General features: G+C 40.0%; 10 protein-coding genes. 2 read left to right on the top strand and 8 right to left on the bottom strand.

Going from position 1 to position 18,617, the window contains the following annotated elements; genetic code table 11:
• Window positions 1-72 precede the first annotated feature (72 nt).
• From ACFE6N_RS12025 to ACFE6N_RS12015, 3 genes are all read right to left on the bottom strand, one after another.
• Window positions 73-2,541 carry a PIG-L family deacetylase gene (locus ACFE6N_RS12025; protein WP_378936723.1) on the bottom strand — a complete coding sequence of 823 codons (2,469 nt, stop codon included), beginning with the start codon at window positions 2,539-2,541 and terminating at the stop codon, window positions 73-75.
• Window positions 2,542-2,633: 92 nt separating this feature from the next.
• Entirely contained in the window at window positions 2,634-3,740 is a 1,107-nt protein-coding gene (locus tag ACFE6N_RS12020) for a M20/M25/M40 family metallo-hydrolase (protein ID WP_378936720.1), read from the bottom strand.
• Between the two features lie 9 nt (window positions 3,741-3,749).
• Window positions 3,750-4,361: an N-acetyltransferase gene (locus ACFE6N_RS12015; RefSeq protein ID WP_378936718.1), complete on the bottom strand. Its 612-nt coding sequence runs from the start codon at window positions 4,359-4,361 to the stop codon at window positions 3,750-3,752.
• Between the two features lie 284 nt (window positions 4,362-4,645).
• Here ACFE6N_RS12015 and ACFE6N_RS12010 point away from each other — a divergent pair, with 284 nt between their 5' ends.
• On the top strand, window positions 4,646-5,983 hold the full coding sequence (locus ACFE6N_RS12010; protein ID WP_378936715.1) for a sigma-54-dependent transcriptional regulator: 1,338 nt from the start codon (window positions 4,646-4,648) through the stop codon (window positions 5,981-5,983).
• Window positions 5,984-6,235: 252 nt separating this feature from the next.
• On the opposite strand, the gene ACFE6N_RS12005 is transcribed toward ACFE6N_RS12010, so the two are convergent.
• Window positions 6,236-6,688, bottom strand: a complete 453-nt coding sequence (locus ACFE6N_RS12005; protein ID WP_378936713.1) for a hypothetical protein — start codon at window positions 6,686-6,688, stop codon at window positions 6,236-6,238.
• A gap of 46 nt (window positions 6,689-6,734) precedes the next feature.
• Here ACFE6N_RS12005 and ACFE6N_RS12000 point away from each other — a divergent pair, with 46 nt between their 5' ends.
• On the top strand, window positions 6,735-8,369 hold the full coding sequence (locus tag ACFE6N_RS12000) for an ABC transporter substrate-binding protein (protein WP_378936711.1): 1,635 nt from the start codon (window positions 6,735-6,737) through the stop codon (window positions 8,367-8,369).
• A gap of 329 nt (window positions 8,370-8,698) precedes the next feature.
• On the opposite strand, the gene ACFE6N_RS11995 is transcribed toward ACFE6N_RS12000, so the two are convergent.
• The 4 genes from ACFE6N_RS11995 to ACFE6N_RS11980 all read right to left on the bottom strand — a co-directional run bounded on the left by ACFE6N_RS11995 (window position 8,699) and on the right by ACFE6N_RS11980 (window position 18,418).
• Entirely contained in the window at window positions 8,699-10,783 is a 2,085-nt protein-coding gene (locus ACFE6N_RS11995) for a S9 family peptidase (protein WP_378936709.1), read from the bottom strand.
• Between the two features lie 145 nt (window positions 10,784-10,928).
• Entirely contained in the window at window positions 10,929-12,359 is a 1,431-nt protein-coding gene (locus ACFE6N_RS11990) for a SusD/RagB family nutrient-binding outer membrane lipoprotein (RefSeq protein ID WP_378936707.1), read from the bottom strand.
• Between the two features lie 11 nt (window positions 12,360-12,370).
• Window positions 12,371-15,505 (bottom strand): SusC/RagA family TonB-linked outer membrane protein, encoded by a 3,135-nt coding sequence (locus tag ACFE6N_RS11985; RefSeq protein WP_378936705.1) that lies wholly within the window; start codon window positions 15,503-15,505, stop codon window positions 12,371-12,373.
• A gap of 483 nt (window positions 15,506-15,988) precedes the next feature.
• Window positions 15,989-18,418 (bottom strand): TonB-dependent receptor domain-containing protein, encoded by a 2,430-nt coding sequence (locus ACFE6N_RS11980; protein ID WP_378936703.1) that lies wholly within the window; start codon window positions 18,416-18,418, stop codon window positions 15,989-15,991.
• Window positions 18,419-18,617 lie beyond the last annotated feature (199 nt).

Below are 18,617 nucleotides of genomic sequence, written 5' to 3'. Positions count from 1 at the left end.
ACACAAGCTGAAATACCAGCGCCAAAGCGAGTAATACATACCAGGTATTCCAGTTTTTAAGTTGATTTTTCATCACTTTCCGGCTGATAAAAAGTTAAAGAACAACCTGGCTGCGCCAACATTACCTGCTGGCAACTGCCTGAAAAATGCTAAAGGTGTATAAATGAAATTCCCTTTGCCGTATTTAGCATAAAGGGTTGAACCCTGAAGTGGCTCCTCGCCCGTATCGTGCATTTCAAAAAGCGTTTCGTATCTGGGATCCCATTGGTCAGGGAAGTAAGCACCACGTTCCTGCACCCAGCCTTTAAAATCTTCAGCAGTGATTTTATTTGGATAGTTCAGTAATTTATGGTCAGGTTTTAAAAACTTAACCGCTGCATTTTCTTCGGTTACCCTTTTACCACTAATGCTAAATGGATAAATACCAAAATCCTGAAGTGCCATATCCTGTGTAGTATTGTACTGCATGACAATGGTTCCGCCGTACTCTACATAACTGCGTAAAGCAGTTTGCCAGTTTTTAATTCTCTTTTCGGTATTGATTACCCTTACGCCGGTTACCACGGCGTCATAGCTTGCCAGTTTAACCGGGTTTAGGATATCTGCCTCTGTCAGCACATCAACCTGTAAACCGGCCTGTCTTAAAAATTCGGGGATAAGATCGCCAGCCCCTTCAATATAGCCAATTTTTTTAGCCAATACTTTGATGTCTCCCTTAATTAACCAGGTAGTGGCCGGAACAAAATACTGAAGGGTTGGTAAATGCGGGTATTGGATCAATACCTGCCCTTTTGAATATTCATTTGTTTCTGATGAAAAAACTGCTTCTAATTTATTCTGGCTGGTTTTAATTTTAGCTAAATCTTCAACAGGGATAACGAAATTCATCGTGCTCAGCGTATTCTCGCCCAAGTTAATCCCCTGGAAGGTTTTTACAACCTGGTTCCCTATTTTAAAAGTAATTCTGCCGTAATTGATATTCTTATTAGCCCTTAAGCGAAGGCCGACATTTAAAGCTTCTTTTTCTTTTGCAAAATAAACAGGTTCGCTAAAACTTAAGTCTAATGCAGGGACAATTCTAAGTGCTTCTACCACATCTCCCTTAACAGGATCTAATTTTTTATAGGATAAAGGCAAACTGACCGCGAATTTTTCAGATTCTATTTTCAGTGTCAACAATACATTAACTGGCGATTGCATTTCCGGAAGTCCGATCAACGTATCATTCGGTACGCTAAATGTTGCTGCGTTTTTTGCAGGCTTGGCCAGCCAATAAGGTTCAGTTGGCGCAGCATCTGCCGGAATCTGGATTTTTCGTTCAATGGTAATCAGCGAATCATTGGCCAGCGTTCTGTTTAAATGATCTGTCTGATTTAGCCAGTTTACACTTTCTACCTTTACAGGAGTAGCCGATCTTGAAATTAAGTTTAAACGGAAATTATAACTGTTACCGGCAAGTGCTTCGGGCTGATTGGTTACTACTTCGCCCATAAACCCTCCACTGCTTAAGATGATGTTATCGATCGCAGCAAGTTTATCCGCTCTTAATGCGACATCCTGCAATTCTGCAATTTTTTTTCTCAGCATCAATAGTCCGTGCAGGCTTTTATCAGGCTGGTTGTAATTAAATGATAACAATATAATATCGATGAGTTCATCAATATCGCCTACGCCTTTATCAGACCAGTTCATATTTAAGCCATCAAAAAGAGTTCTTTTGGCAGGATCGCCCAAAACATTGACAAAATATTCGGAACGTATACCAGCCACAGACTGTGTTCCTGCCCCCTGACTTTTATGCAAACTTCTGCTTAATCCGGCCAGCTCACCATAACCCATGCCCAATTGGGCATCATACTGTCCAACCGCCACCTTTAATTGATTTTCGGCTGTTGTGTTCACAGCACCAAACCTGAAAGTATTCCATAACAATCTTTTTGGCTGCCAAACGGAAACATATTTCAGCTGTTCCGGAAACATATTTTTATCGGCAGCCGCTTTGAATGCTTTCTCTGCAACAACTGCAGAAGCGGCATGTTGTCCGTGGCCCGCAGCAGCGGTAGGCGGGAAACGGCAGATAATCACATCAGGCCTGAATTTTCTGATCACCCAAACCACATCGGCCGTAATGCTATCGGCATCCCACTGTTTAAAAGTGTCGTTGGTATTCTTCGAGAATCCGAAATCAATTGCCCTGGTAAAAAATTGTTGCGCACCGTCTAGTCTACGGGCTTCCAAAAGTTCATGTGTCCGGATCAGGCCTAATGCTGCGCCTTGTTCGGTACCTAAAAGATTCTGCCCTCCATCTCCCCTGGTTAGCGATAAATAAGCTGTTTCTACATTCTGATCGTTAATCAACCACGACAGCAAACCTGTATTTTCATCATCAGGATGGGCTGCTAAATATAAAACCTTAGGCAGGTGTTTTAAGGTTTTAAGTTCTCTGTAAATCTCGGAAGATTTTGATGGACGAACCTGTTGCGCCAAACAAAACATTACCGGTAAGCATAGGGTGAGTATGGCAGTTAATCTTTTGAACATAGTATTTGTTTTGCAAAATTCAAATATGCTCAAAAAGCTTTTATTTTAGTGCTTCCGAAACGAAAAAGGTACAAAAATGGTCTTTCTTCGCATTATAATCTTTTAGAAACAGATTCGAGCAGATGGATATAGAGTGTAATCCCTTCTTCAATTTCTTCAATCCGTACAAACTCATCTGCCGTATGCGATCTGGCTGATTCTCCCGGTCCCATTTTTACAGAAGGCATCGTAAGCCAACCCTGATCGGAACTGGTAGGGGAAACATAGGTTTTCTTGCCAAGTACCTGTCCGGCCACGACCAGCGGATGTAATACATCGATGTTGGAAGGATGGAGCACATTAGGGCGTACGTTAAAACTGCTTATGGTGTGGTTAATGATGACATTCAGGATCTCACGAGGGGTATAATTGTGATCGAAACGGATATCGACCGTAAAACGGCATTCTCCCGGCACAATATTATGCTGCAAACCTGCATTTATTTCTGTAACCGTCATTTTTACCGGAGCTGGTAAATGGTCTTCAATCGGAAACTTGAAATGTGAAAACCAATCGATATCCTTAATGGCTTTATAAATGGCATTATCGCCCTCTTCGGGTGCAGCATGTCCTGACCTGCCTTTGGCTACACAATCAATTACCATCGAACCTTTTTCGGCAATGGCCATTTGCATACCTGTTGGCTCCCCAACTATGGCAAAAGAAATGGGTTTAAGATCATTCAATATACTCCTGATGCCATTTAAGCCCGAATTTTCTTCTTCGCCAGTAGCTGCCAAACACAAATTGAAAGCAAGATCAGTCGATTCGTAAAAATAAATAAAGGTAGAAATAAGCGACACCAATGAAGCACCTGCATCGTTACTGCCCAAGCCATGTATTTTTTCATCATCAATGATGGGATTGAATGGGTCTAAAGTATATTGCTCATTTGGTTTTACGGTATCGTGATGCGAATTGAGCAGAATAGTAGGTTTTGCGTTGTCGAAAAATTTATTGTAACACCAAACATTATTGTTCTTGCGGATGGTATTAATGCCATGTTTAGCCAGGTGCGCTTCTATTTCATTGGCAGTTCCCTGCTCTGCGCCACTAAAAGATGGTATGGCGATTAAAGCAGACAAAAGTTCTATGGCTTCGTTATATAATTGATTTAAATCAGGGTGGCTGATGTTCAGTTGTTTTACTACAGTATTCATAGCAGTATATTAAATGCTTTTAAGATTTAGGTTTTGTTTCAATTTTAGGGTATTTTCTGCACTGGCTATAATTTGATCGATATGTGCCGGGCTGAACAACATGGCCGTGCATAAACAGTTACTTTTATTTTTGCTTTCGAGGATACCATAGTTAACACAGCTTTTGCAACCTTCCCAAAAGGCATTATCCTGGGTAATTTGTGCAAAGGTTACGGGCTCGAACCCCAGCTGACTGTTCATTTTCATAATGGCTGCGCCAGAGGTAATGCTGAATATTTTGGCTTCGGGATACAAGCGACGGGATAGACCAAAAATCCGGTTTTTAATGCTTTTGGCAACACCCGAGTTTCTAAATTTAGGCGCAACAATTAACCCTGAATTGGAAATAAAGGTATTTTTCTGCCAGCTTTCTATATAAGAAAAGCCAACCCATTCGCCAGCAGCAGTTACGGCAATAACGGCTTTCCCGGCGTTTATTTTTTCGACAACAGAAGCAGGTGTTCTCTTCGCAATGCCTGAACCCCTTAACAATGCGGAGCTTTGTGTTTCTGCTACAATTTCATCTGCATATTTTGCATCTGCGCTAGTTGCTATCCTGACAAAAATTATTGAATTGTTCATTTTAATAAAATTTCATATCTGCCAGTCATCAAAAGCGATACCCAGAGAGAGATAAAAAACATAAAACACTGTTTATCAAAGTTAAAATTCAAAAAAATAAAAATAAAACCAGGCTAAGCATAAATAAGTTCCTACCATTTTGAAAGGCTTTTTATCATATTGAAAAGTTATTTTTGTTCCCTGCTTCATCAATTCAGTTTTGAGCTAAACCGGAAAGACCGAATTATTACAAACCTTAATTATTCGGTATATTTATTGTTAATATTGTAGCATAATTTTAACCTATGAATGGGATGGTCCTCATCATCGATGATGAAAAGAAAATCTGCAGTTTACTTTCCAGGATTATAGAACTGGAAGGCTTTAAAACCTTACAGGCCAATACCGGAAAAGAAGGACTCAAACTTTTAAAAAGCAATGAGGTAAGTATTGTCATCAGCGATGTAAAACTTCCCGACGTAAATGGTGTTGCACTGGTTAAAGATATCAAAGCTATAAAATCCTACGTAGAAATTATTAACCTCACCGCTTATGGAACCATTGCTGATGGGGTTCTGGCTATTAAAAACGGCGCATTTGATTACCTTGTAAAAGGCGACGATAATGAGAAAATCATCCCGCTTTTGTACAAAGCGATGGATAAGTCTAACCTGCAGCGCAGGGTTTCTGATCTTGAAAACAAGATTGCCAGAAAACATAGCTTTGAAACGATCATCGGGCAGTCTAAAGCATTAAAAGAAGCTATTGATCTGGCAAAAAAAGTAAGCAAAACCGATACTACCGTTTTATTACTTGGCGAAACCGGAACAGGAAAAGAAGTTTTTGCACAGTCTATCCATTATGAAAGCCTTAGGTCTGCAAAACCATTTGTAGCCTTAAACTGCAGCGGTTTTAGTCCGGATTTATTGGAAAGTGAGTTATTCGGATATAAAGCAGGAGCCTTTACGGGTGCAAATAAAGACAAAAAGGGCTTATTGGAAGAAGCCAACGGCGGTACTTTATTGCTGGATGAAATTGGAGAAATGAACCTGGATTTGCAAGCTAAGCTATTACGCGTACTCGAAAGCCAGACTTTTATTAAAGTAGGCGATACCCAAACGCAACAGGTAAACGTCCGGATTTTAGCCGCCACCAATAAAGATTTAAAAGCCGATGCCTTATCAGGAAAATTCCGGTCTGACCTGTATTATCGCCTTTCCGTTTTTACCATTACCTTGCCTCCGCTCCGAGAGCGTAAAGCCGATATCCATGCATTGGCGACTTACTATCTGAAAGAATTTGCAGATAAGGTAAATCGGTCAGTACCGAAAATGGACGATAAAATTTTATCCGTATTGAGCAGCCATAGCTGGAAAGGAAATATCCGGGAGTTAAAAAATATCATCGAGCGTTTGGTTATTTTATCAGATGACAATGTACTAAGCGCAACTGCCCTCCCACCTGAATTCTTTGATTTTACACCCGTAGCAAATGAATATAACCTGCAGCAAATAGAAAAACAGCACATTCAAAAAGTGCTGATCCACACCAAAGGCAACAAAACAGAAACTTCCAGGTTATTGGGAATTGGTTTAACCACACTTTACAGGAAGATAGAGGAGTATCAGATTAAAGAGGTTTGAGGGTTGGAAGGTTGAAGGTTAGCAGGTTGTAAATTTTTCTCGTGCTGTCAGAGTTACCATCTGACAGAAGGTACAATGTTTTAATTAGGGAGTTGAAAGGTTTAAAAGTTGGAAGGTTAAAAATCCATCCGCTAAAATTCAATTAGAAACATTTTTAAGTTAGCACAAGCATCGAAATCTGGAAAGTTGAAAGATTTGGGCGCGAATGGTAGTGCCCATTATCACTCTTCCATCATCCATTTTACATCAGCCTTAAGCGCCAAACCTGATCCACTTATCACCTTCATGTCCGAAGATAAATGAACCGGGATGCAGCATTTCAGCAATATCTTCGATCAGGGAAACAACATTTTCGGCGGTCCGTTCTCGTTCTACGTCATCATTTAATAGAATAATACGGTTGCTTTTTACCGCAGGCCAGTTCGCATCCAATACAGATGGTACTTCGCGCATTAAATCATTGAGCATTTTGCCAGGCTGATAATAAATGATGAAAACAGCACTTAAAATATCAGCTTCCAACATTCCGCCTGCCAAAGCAATCTCTTCTGAAAGCAGGTAGACGGGAGAATTACTGGTATCGATACAGGCTACAGGCACTTTATCCATAAATTTAATCTTATGTTCTACCAGATCTAAACGCTCCTGCAATTCTTCCTGTTTAGCTTCATCGAGGCCAATAAATAAATCGTTAAAAAAAGACATCTGCATTAAATTTATTAATTTGTGCAAAAATAACATTCCTGATCGCATGAGAGGCTCATTTAAATATATATTTTGGTTTTTTTATGTAATCATCTGCATTTCATGTAAGGAAAATGCTCATCATAGCAATAAAAAAGTATTCAATATCAACCTCGATCAGGGTTTAACTTCAATTGACCCGGCTTTTGCGCGAAACCAGAATGCCATCTGGATGACCAATCAGATTTTTAATGGTTTGGTACAGATTGATTCATCCCTGCAAACCCTTCCCTGCATAGCCAAAAGCTGGACGGTTTCGGAAGATGCACTTACCTATACTTTTAATCTGCGTAGCGATGTTTACTTTCATGACGACCCCATTTTTAAAAATGGAAAAGGCCGAAAAGTAGTTGCCAGCGATTTTGTATATAGCTTTTATCGGTTGATCGATCCAAAAGTGGCTTCATCAGGCGGATGGATTTTTAGTGACAAGGTAAAGGACAAGGACAATTTTATTGCACTGAACGATTCTACTTTCCAAATTAAACTGGTACGCCCTTTTCCGCCCTTTATGAGCTTACTTACTACCCAATATTGCTCTGTTGTTCCCAAAGAAGTAGTAGAACATTACGGTAAAGACTTCAGGAGCCATCCGGTGGGTACCGGCCCATTTAAATTTAAATACTGGAAAGAGGGCGAGATACTGGTGCTGTTAAAAAACGAACATTATTTTGAAAAAGATGTGAAAGGAATATCATTACCCTACCTTGACGCCATCAAAGCCAGTTTCATTACCGATAAACAAAGTGGTTTTATGAGTTTCCTGAAAAAGGACCTGGATTTTTACTATAATGTAGATGGCAGTTACCGCGATGATATCCTGACCAAAAGCGGAAAAATGACCTCAAAATATAAGGGGAAATTTACGCTAACCAAAAGCCCTTACCTATGCACCGAATATGTTGGTATTTTGGTTGACACCAATCTTTCGATTGTAAAGAAATCGCCATTGCGTTTTAAAAAAGTCAGACAGGCCATTAATTATGCCATAGACCGTGACCGATTAATTAAGTACCTGAGAAATGGCATTGGTGTTTCAGCCACATCTGGTTTTATCCCTAAAGGCATGCCCGGTTTCGATAGTCTGGCCGTCCGTGGATATGCCTATAACCCAAAACTTTCGGCCAAACTGTTGGTGGAAGCGGGTTTCCCTGAAGGGAAAGGGATGGAAGAGGTTACCTTAAATACCACTACAACCTATAAAGATCTGATCGAGTTTATTCAGGGCCAGCTTACCGCGGTCGGGATTAAAGTTAAAATAGATGTTAGCCCCAGCGCAAGCCTCAGGGATCTGATGTCTAAAAACAGTGTTAATTTTTTCCGTGGCTCATGGCTGGCCGATTACGGCGATGGAGAGAATTTCCTTTCTATGTTCTACTCTAAAAACAAAGTGCCTTACGGACCAAATTATACTGCTTTTTACAACAAAGAATTTGATCAGCTTTTTGAGAAAAGCTATTATGAAAGCGATAATGAAAAACGTTTTGAGCTGTACCGAAAAATGGACCAGATGGTAATGGATTACGCTCCGGTTGTCCCTTTATTCTACGATCAATCAGTGGTGATGCTACAGAACAATATCAGCGGCTATTCTTTTAATCCGCTAAGCCTGATGATTTTAAAAAGGATTAAAAAGGGGTAGAAATAGGTTTTGTTGCTTAAACAAAGTAATTTATTAACTTAAAGATTACTGTGTTAGTCTGAGCTGGTCGAAGACCTCTTAGGAATTAGATAATTATGATCCTTCGACAGAATACCATTGACAAGATCAAGTAGTACGGTCGTCATTGCAAGGAGAGGAACGGCGAAGCAATCTTCATGCTAATGATCCTTGCTGTAAGATTGCTTCGTCGGCTGAAAAGCCTTCTTATAATGACGATCCTCGCAGAGGCTTATTTCCATTAAATACTTTCGTCAATCATATTGATTTTTATCCAATAAATTATCCTTCAGGATGACAAACTATTCAAACTACTTTTCACCCATCAACTTCCTTTTAAGGAAATCAGCCGTTGCTTCGCTTACTTTCAAACCATTTGAAAATTTCATCCAGTGGTGGGTATCATCCGGAATGGCCAAAAATTCAAAATCAAACTTTTTATCTTCAAAACGTTTAGCGAGATCGACACTTTGGTTAAAAGCAACATTGCGGTCGTCATCAGCGTGGATAATCAATGTGGGCGAAGTCCAGGTACTTACATAGCTTGCCGGTGATGTTTGTTCGGCTACTTTTGCTGCAAGTGCCGCATCCGGAGCTGGTTTTCTTCCTTCCTGATCTGAAGTAGTAAACCGGTTATTTACACCATGGATATCTACACCTGCTGCGAATAATTTAGAATCTTTGCCAAGGGCGAGCGCGGTGAGGTATCCGCCGTAAGAACCACCATAAATCCCGATTTTATTTTTGTTGATACCAGGCTGTGCAGCCAGCCATTCGCCGGCGGCTTTAATATCCTGATATTCTGACGCACCCTGTGCGCCTGCTTTTAAGGGTTTATGAAAATCATAACCATAGCCGATTCCTAAACGGTAGTTTACAGACAGCACAGTAAAACCGATATTAACCAAATACTGATTTAACGCATAATCTATCGAATAGTAATCCATCGGATTCCAGCCTAAAAACATCTGCCTTTGCGGTCCGCCGTGTACATAAATAATCGCCGGTTGATTTTTACCCGCTTTTTTTGGCGAAAACAACTGGCCATAAACACTATTACCATCTGCAGCTTTAAAACTCACATGTTTAGGAGTTACCATATTTTTCAGTGGAAAATCATTTGGAATGAGGGATTCTCCAATGAGTTCCAGCGCTTTTCCAGTAGTAATCAATGCAGGTAATAGTGGTCTTTCAGCAGTTGAACTCAGACAAAAAACTGTTCGATTGTCGGCTGCAATAACAGGATAGGCTTCTATTCCTTTGCCTAAAGTTAAGGCCTGCATATTGGCCTGATTAACTGAAACTTTATAAATATGCCTCCTGTCCATGTCATCTGCATCTTCGCCCTTATTGGCGGCAAAAACCAATGTTTTTTTATCGGCACTTAATTTAATGTTCTCTACAGCGAAATCACCGGGCGTGAGCAGCATGCGTTTTGATCCGTCTGGATTGATGGCATACAGATGCGGCCAACCGTCCTCATAAGAGGTAAAAACAATTTTACCGTCGGCCCATAACAGGTTTGTACCACCATCAATTGAAGGGAAAGAACCACGTAAAGTTTCGGGAGCTTTCCAGATCATTTTTCCCGCACCCGTATTTACGTTTACCGTCCATATGGCCCAGGGCTGATGTTTCTTGGTTAAAATGGAGTCGGTTTCCCCGCCAACACCGGGCGTTCTGATAAAGGCAATATCATTTCCATCCGGCGACCATACCGGCGTATTATCTTTAGAAAATGAAGGCAATAGCCATTTAACAGGTGTTTGCTGATCAGTATAAATCCCTAAAAACGAGTGATCGCTCCGGTTTGAAATAAAAGCTATTTTTTTTCCGTCGGGCGACCATTTATAAGCTCCGTTTATTCCTTTGGCGTAAAAGAGGTTTTTAGCCGCTGATGTTCCATCAAGAGGACTGACCATCACCTGACCGTTTTTGGCAAAAATAACCTGGTCGCTATTGGGCGAAATTACCGGATTATCGCCTTCGCCTAAAGTAACTATATCACCTCCCTCAAAAGAAACACTAAATACCTGCACTTTAGGTGCAATTGGCGATGAGTTTGCATTAACCGGCCCGCCATCTCTCCCTCCATGATCTCCCCCACGTACAAATACAATCCGCTTTCCATCAGCAGAAATAGCTAAGCTGGTTAGCTCCTGCCCATCATCATCCATATAGTCTGTAATTTTTACTGCTTTATAACCTGGTGCCTCTGCTACGTAAATATTCCTTTTTCCCTGTTCGTTTGCCGCCCAGGCAATTTTAGCCCCTACAGGCGCGGCCACCAATTGGGTTGGAAAAGGATAAGATAAAACAGATTTTAAAGTGAAAGACTGGGCGAATAGATTGGAAGCAGAAAATAAAACGAAAAGGATAAGCGATAGTTTCTTCATTTCGTAACTGGTTTGGCGGTTAGTGCATTGTGAATAGCGTTTGGCAGAAGTCAGATTAACTGCTTTCTGCCAAACGTATTTTTAAGGGTTAAGCATTTGGCGAAGAAAAGAACAAGCGTTTCACGCCAAATGCCATACGCTTGAATTACTGATCCCACCAAAGTTTGGTTGTTCTTGGAACATCGGCAGGCACATTTGCACCATTTTTACTTCTTTCGCCTTGCGTATAATCTAACCGGCGGATGAATGTAGGAAGCGCAGCATTAGCAGGCATACCAAAATCTTTGTACTGATAATCAAAACGGCGGGCATCATTCCATGCTTCCGGATTCAGGTAAGTTGCAATGTACTTTTCTTTAAAAATGAGGTCTTTGGTTAAGGCAGCCTCACCAACACTCACTAAAGGGTTTGCCAGATAAGCATCACGATTTGCTGCAGTAACCTGAAACTTATCCATATTGGCACTTATACCTGCGAGATATGCTGCATAAGCCTTCGTTTTATCGGTATTGAAATAAGCTTCAGCCTCTATAAATTTCAATTCAGCAAACGTAACGATGAATATTGGCGAAGTATCGCTGGTCCATGGGGAGTTTCTCGAAATATAACATTCATCTTTCGTCGTATTAGCCCCAGGCAACCTGTTACCTGCACCGTTTATCGTTCCTATATAAATGTTATTGATGGTTTTATCGGTAATCTTTTCTATACGGGGATCAAAAACACTAAATGTCTTACCATTTAATGCATCAATTAATTGTTCAGAAAGCCAGCCTCCCAATGATTGTTGTAAATTGGATAATGCGACATTTGCCCATGGATTACGCTCTTTAAAGGTAGCCATAGTGGCATCATCTGTATTAGCTGTAAAAGAACTGCCCAATGCGGCCAACACAGCCGTAGGGTTATAGGCACTGGTTTTGCTAATCTTATTTAATAACCTGGCCTTTAAAGCATAAGCCATTTTTAACCAGTTTACTCTTTCTGTTGTGCTTTTACCATAAATTAAATCGCTGGTTGGCGCCAGTTTAACAGTTGCATCTGTTTTGGCAAGTTCCAAAATAGCTTCATCTAAAAGTGCTATGGCCTGATTATAAACATCCTGTTGTTTATCGTACTTCGGTGTTAGGTTATTGATATTAAAGGCTTCCGAAAATGGCACATCTCCCCAAAGATCATTCACCAATGTAAGGTTATAAGCAATAAGTACATCAGCTACGCCTTTATATTCGCTTGAGTTTTGAGCAACGGCCAGCTTTTTCATTTCATTGGCATCGGCCATAGCAAAATAAAGGGCATCCCAGCTGGGGGTAAAATCAATGGCCTGATAAGTATCGCCGGCACCATTCGCAGCAGGATTGGCTGTATACTGTACATAAGGAGCGATGATGTTTCCAATAAGGTAATTGTTATTTGCTGCCTTATAAGTTGATGTGGCCAACAAAGTACTTAAAGTAGCTACGGGAACCTGGTTCGGGTTGTCGGACAGTGAATCAAAGTAACTTTTTTTGCAGCTTTGCAGACCTAGTGTTGCAATCAAAGCTGAGCACAATGTATATTTTATGATTTTTTGCATCGTATTTCTATTTAAAAACCAACATTAAGCGTGAATATTATTGTACGGGCAGATGGATAAGTAAAACCAGCAGAACCATCGTTATTACTGCCAGCATCATAAGAGCTGGATTCAGGATCTACGCCGTAATATTTCGTCCACAGCCATAAATTATTTCCGGTAACTGATAGCGAAGCATTTTTGATCGTTTTTGCAGGCAACCAGTTTGCTGGTAAGCTATAGGTTAAACTGGCAGAGCGCAAACGTACCCAGGAGGCATCGCTTACAAAAGGTTCAGAAACGTTACGGTAGTAAATGCGGTAATATCCTTCGCCGTAATCAACGCCGTCAGGCCCTATCCTTTGGCCCATGTAGACCGGTTTTGTATTCGGCTGACCGTTGGCCAGGACACCATCAAATACTTTTATGGTTCTTCTGTCAGCAGTATAATCAGGTAATCCGAAAGCCGAATAAAAATCTTCCAGCCAGTTGTATTTTTCAAATCCCAAACGTGCATCAAACAATACATTTAAACTAAAATCTTTGTACCTGAAGGTATTGCCCATACCAATAATATATTTCGGTTGCGAGTTACCCAACAGTTTCTGCTTTCCTCCTGAAATGCTAGGGAAACCATTTGCACCGATCAGCAATGGAAGGCTTTTATCAAGCACAACCGGATCTTCTGGTGTATTTCCATAATAGCGGTTAAAATAACTACCGTAAATATTACCATAAGGCTGACCTTTAATCAACTTCATGGTTACTCCGGCATTGCCATACCCCCTTGCGGCACCGTATACAATTTCTGATATTCCGTTAGGCATGCTCAGTACCATATTCCTATTTGCAGAAAAATTAACATTTACATCCCATCTGAAATCTTTTGATACAATGGGTTTACCATTTAATACCAGCTCCACTCCTCTGTTCCTGATATCGCCTGCATTGATCGATTTGGTTACATAACCGACGGCAGACGACACCTGTGTTTGGATAATCTGATCCTTGCTTAATGAATAATAGTATGTTAAATCAAAACCTAAACGGCTTTTAAAGAACGACATTTCCAAACCCGCTTCATAAGTATTGGTAAACTCCGGACGAAGCTCGGAATTACCAAGATTTGGAGCAATAGTTAAACCTCCGGTACCGGTTGGCAAAGAAGTATAAGGTGTATAGCCTGTAAAGGTAGAATATTCTGATGCATCCTTACCGATCCTGGCATAAGATAAGCGCAATTTGGCCTGACTAATGGCTGCGGGTAATTTAAACTGATCGGAAAATACATAACTTAAACTGGCAGAAGGATAAAAAAAGGACCTGCTTGCCTTAGGAAGCGTTGAGGTAATATCATTTCTTCCAGTAATGGTTAGGAAAAGGTAATTTCTATAATCGAAAGTAGCCTCTCCAAAATAACCTACCAATCTTTTTTGTTTTAGTGTTTGCGTAGGGGTTAACACACCAGCATTCGCTAAATTAAAGAAATTATATACCCCAAGGATACTGCCCAAAGTACCCACATCTTTCGACATACGGTCGTAGACTTCTTGTCCAATCCTTAACGTTCCGGTGATATCGTCAGTTAGTTTTGTATTAAAAGTGGCAACAAAAGTGCTGTTGATGGTCCTGAATTTGGTGTTATACTCTCCATAAAAGCCCTGCGCATTATCATACATGGCTTCAGTGGCATACATTGGACCACGTGCGGTGCGAACGCGGTTATCACCATAGGTATCCACCCCTAAACGGTAAGAAAAATTAAGCCATTTGGCAGGATCGTAACTCAAACTTGCCCCACCAATAAAACGGTTAACATCACCTTTGAACCTATTATTTGCAGTACCCCAAATCGGGTTATTGGTTCCGAAATATTTTTGTGATCCATCCGGATTCTGATAATCGGCAACATCATAGCGTGGCGACCAGTAAGCAAGGCTTTCGCCAAATCGATCTGCGCTATAGGTATAACCACCCGAATTGGTAAAATTCATGTTTACTGATGCCTTAAATTTCGGACTGATGATAAAGTCGGTATTCAATCTTCCAGAGAAATTTTTGTTATCGGTATTCGGCATCATCCCCTTTTGATAAAGCTGCGAAATGGAAGAGAAAAATTTTATAGCATCGCTTCCACCAGTAACCGATAAGGAATTTTTAACCTGCTGACCGGTACCAAATGCGCGGTCGTAATTATTGAATAATTGATCGGGATGTGTTGGATCGATTAATTTTGCCTCGGCAATAGTTGGTCCCCAGCCTGGTCCGATACCACCCGGTGGATTGGTATAAACCCCCAGAACGCCTTGGGTATATTCTGTTTGAACATCTGGCGACTTCAAAACCTCATCAAAGCCATAACTGCTATTAAAGTTTATACTAACACCATTTTGTTTCCCCCTTTTCGTGGTAATAACTACAACGCCATTGGCTCCCCTTAGGCCATAAAGTGCGGTAGCGGCGCCTCCTTTTAAAATATTAATGGTTTCAATATCTTCAGGATTAATATCTGATGCCCTGTTTGTTACTCCTCTAGAACCAAATGCTGTACCATCAGGATTTGCACCAATAGTAGAGGTTGAGTTATCAATCTGTACCCCATCAATTACATATAAAGGATCGCCCGAAATGTTCGGATCAATGGAGTTTACTCCTCTTATTCGGATACTTGCCCCCTGGCCCGGACCACCACCTGTACTAGAAATGGTTGCTCCTGCTACTTTACCCTGCAATGCATTAAGCAGATTGGGTTGGTGATTATAGTTTAAATCAATACTGCCTACAGTTTGTGCGGCATAACCTAAAGATTTTGCCTGCCGGGTGATACCTAAAGCAGTAGAAATGGTTACTTCCTGTAACTCTTGCGTATCAGAAGCCAGCACTGCATTAACCGTGGTTTTACTGCCAACGGTAATTTCCTGGGTTTTATACCCGATTAAACTAACTACGAGTACCGAGCTTGGCGAAGGTGCCTGAATGGTAAAAGCACCATTACTATCAGTTGAGGTACCTATTGCAGTTCCCTTAATTTTTATACTTACTCCGGGTAACGGACCTCCGTCATCAGTTGAAGTGATTTTGCCTGTTATGGTTTTTACCTGGGCCAAAGTAGGTAATCCGGTAAGTAAGATGCAGAGAAAAACAAGCGAGGTAAAGAGTTTTTTCATATGTAGATTATTTAGGATAGTGATTGCTAGTTGATTGCAATATAGGTTTTTAACCAAATAAAAATGCATTAAAACAGACAGCAATCCCTAATTTAAAGTATTTTTTACATTACAAATTGGCGTACCTCGCACAAACAAGCAGAATACGCATTCAAAAACAGTGAAAACTCACTTAGAAATGATAAATTAGTTAAGAAACACCTAAATAGAATCTTAAAAACCAAGAATACGGAAGTATACACATAATTTGAGCAATCACTCGGCTAAACTGGCGAAAATCCAGGGCGTATTCATGTGGCGTAGGATATTAATTTATCTACGCATCACTATTGAAATAATTATCAGTTATTACACCGCCTGATCAACCTCAGATCATTAAACCATATGCCAATAGCCCTGTTTGAAAGCTGGTAGCTTCCCTTTAACGACAAAAAGTCTTTCCGAATTAACGGAAAGACTTTAATATATATTTGAATTTGGTTTTTACTGCTGAACGCCACCGCCCATGTTACCCGGCTGCTGGTCTTGCTTGATATCGTCATTTTTAATCTTTTTCTTCTCTGTATACTTAAGCTTGCCGAAAGAGTAACTAAAATTAACACCAAAAGAACGTAATGGATAATAGATATTCTGACTTTGAAAAACAGTTTCATTAGCCGTAACAGAATTATTTACAGTTTGGATGTGAAGATCTTTTGTAAAAGGATTTAATGTATTAACACCGATTGAACCTTTTTTATTTAAGACATCTTTTTTGAATGATGCGCCATAAAAAACCATCGCATCTGTTTTGCCTTGATATGTTCTTCTTGGCGAATTTACTACACCAAATAATTCAAAATTGTAACCTTTACCAAAGCCATAAGCTGAACGGATAAACAGATTATAGTTTACAAAAGTACCGGTATTAAAATTAATTACTTTGTTATTCACTTCGTAAGTATTTAATCCAAAATTACTCATTAAAGTCCATTTAGGCTTAGGATTGTATGAGCCAAAAACATTGAAACCATAAGTTTGGCCAGTACCAACATTGATATAAGTGGTTAACGGCACATTGGCAGCAGTTGTAGTCAGCGAGCTTTCAATTATCCCACCTGTACGGCGATAGAATACGGACGCATTAATTACTGATCCTTTTATAAAAGTACTGTAACCCAGTTCCAAGTTATCGCTTAGTTCAGGATCCAAATACGGATTCCCCTGCTGTAAGCTAATTGGGTTACTGTCGTTAAGGAAAGGATTCAAATAATTCTGACCGGGCCTTTGTAAACGACGGTTATAACTTAATTTCAACGTGGCGTTGCCTTTTAAGGTTTGAGAAATAATGGCACTTGGGAATAAATTTAAATAATCATTTTTCTGAATTCCATTTGCTTTTGTATTAAAACTAATCGCAGTATACTCCGTTCTTAAACCACCTTTAAACTTTAATTTCTTGGTTAAGTTGAAGTTGATTACACCATAGGCTGCAGCAACGTCCTGATTGTAATCAAAATCTTGAGAAGAAAAATCGAATTGACTTTTAATCTCACGGAAAATCCCTTTTGCTCCTAGTTCTAAAGTAGTCGATTTAGAAAATGGGTAAGTATAATCTGTTTGAACGGTATACTCATTATTTCTACTGGTATTATTTCGCTCAGTAGTGTTCCCTGTTGAAGCACCCTCAGGAATAAACGTATTACTAAATCTTTGAGGGGTACGACCAGTGGATAGTTGCGCAGATATAGAAAACTCTTCTCCTTCTTTTTTGGAAGTTTTTTTATAATCGACATTCCAATCCATATTACTGAATGTCATATCCATATCACTAATATTTTTTTGACGGATACCATTAGAAATAAAATCTGATTCGCCTGGTCCGCCATTCGAAAAACGGTTAAATTTTACATTAGAGCTAATGTTATTATATGCATTAAAATCGTAATCTATACCTAAGCTACCATTCAAACCATCCCTACTCCATTTGGAGTATCCATCTTGTGACGTGTTGATGGCGTTTCCATTATTTAGCTGCGTATTGTTAACAATTACAACCCTTGAATTCTGGGCATATGCAAAGTTACCTCCAAGCGCTGTATTAACACTTAAACGGCCTGTCTTAGCTGTCAAATTGAAAGCACCGTTGTTTTGTCGTGTGCCAGCAGACGCATTTACAGAACCACTTACACCTTGTGCATTCGATTTTTTGGTAATGATATTGATGATACCACCAGAACCTTCAGCATCGTATTTTGCTGATGGACTGGTAATGACTTCTACACTTTTAATCTGCTCTGCCGGGATCATCTTTAACGCATCAGCCACGCTACTGGCCATCGTACCAGAAGGTTTACCATTAATTAACACACGTACCGCACCACCACGCAGCTGAACATTTCCATTCATATCTACAGATAACATGGGTACCTTACGCATTACATCTGTTGCATCACCACCGGCATTTGTTCCGTCAGCCTCTGCATTATAAACCATTCTGTCGATTTTATTTTCGATAACCGCCTTTGTACCCTGCACCTGCACATCTGCCAAAGTATTTTCTGTTCCCACGATATAAATCGTACCGATATTATTATCCGGTTTAGATGGCGTGGTGGTAACCAGAACAGATTTTGTTTTATAGCCCATAAAACCAATCATCAGCTTATATGAATCAGGAGAAACATTTTGTAAGGTAAGTTTTCCTTTTTCGTCGGTTACGCCACCGTTTACCGATTTATTGTTTTTCACACTAATCAAAGAAACCGTTGCGTAATCAATTGGCTTTTTAGTTAATGAATCGAGTATAGTGGCCGTGATCCGTCCGGTAACTGTTGATTTTTTGGGTGCTCCACCAAGTCCGCCAGTAGGAAACTGGGCATGTGCACTAAAAAATATACCAAGGATAAAGCTTAATAGTAAAAGTTTTTTCATTTCAAGAGTTTGTCTTTTTTAATTAGTCTGCGCAAATTGCATTTTGTTACAATAATACGCTATACTTTTTGCACCAACTCTACCAATTACCCGGCGAAGCCCACACTTTTATCGGCAAAAAAACATGGAAGAAGTAAAATGTGTAATGGAAGATGAGAATTTCACTTCTCCATCTTACATCCTCCATTTCACATCATCC

The organism is Pedobacter sp. BG31, from assembly GCF_042464845.1.
Lineage (GTDB): Bacteria > Bacteroidota > Bacteroidia > Sphingobacteriales > Sphingobacteriaceae > Pedobacter > Pedobacter suwonensis.
Note: the sequence above shows the minus strand (reverse complement) of the source record. Positions and strands in the feature narration are given on the sequence as shown.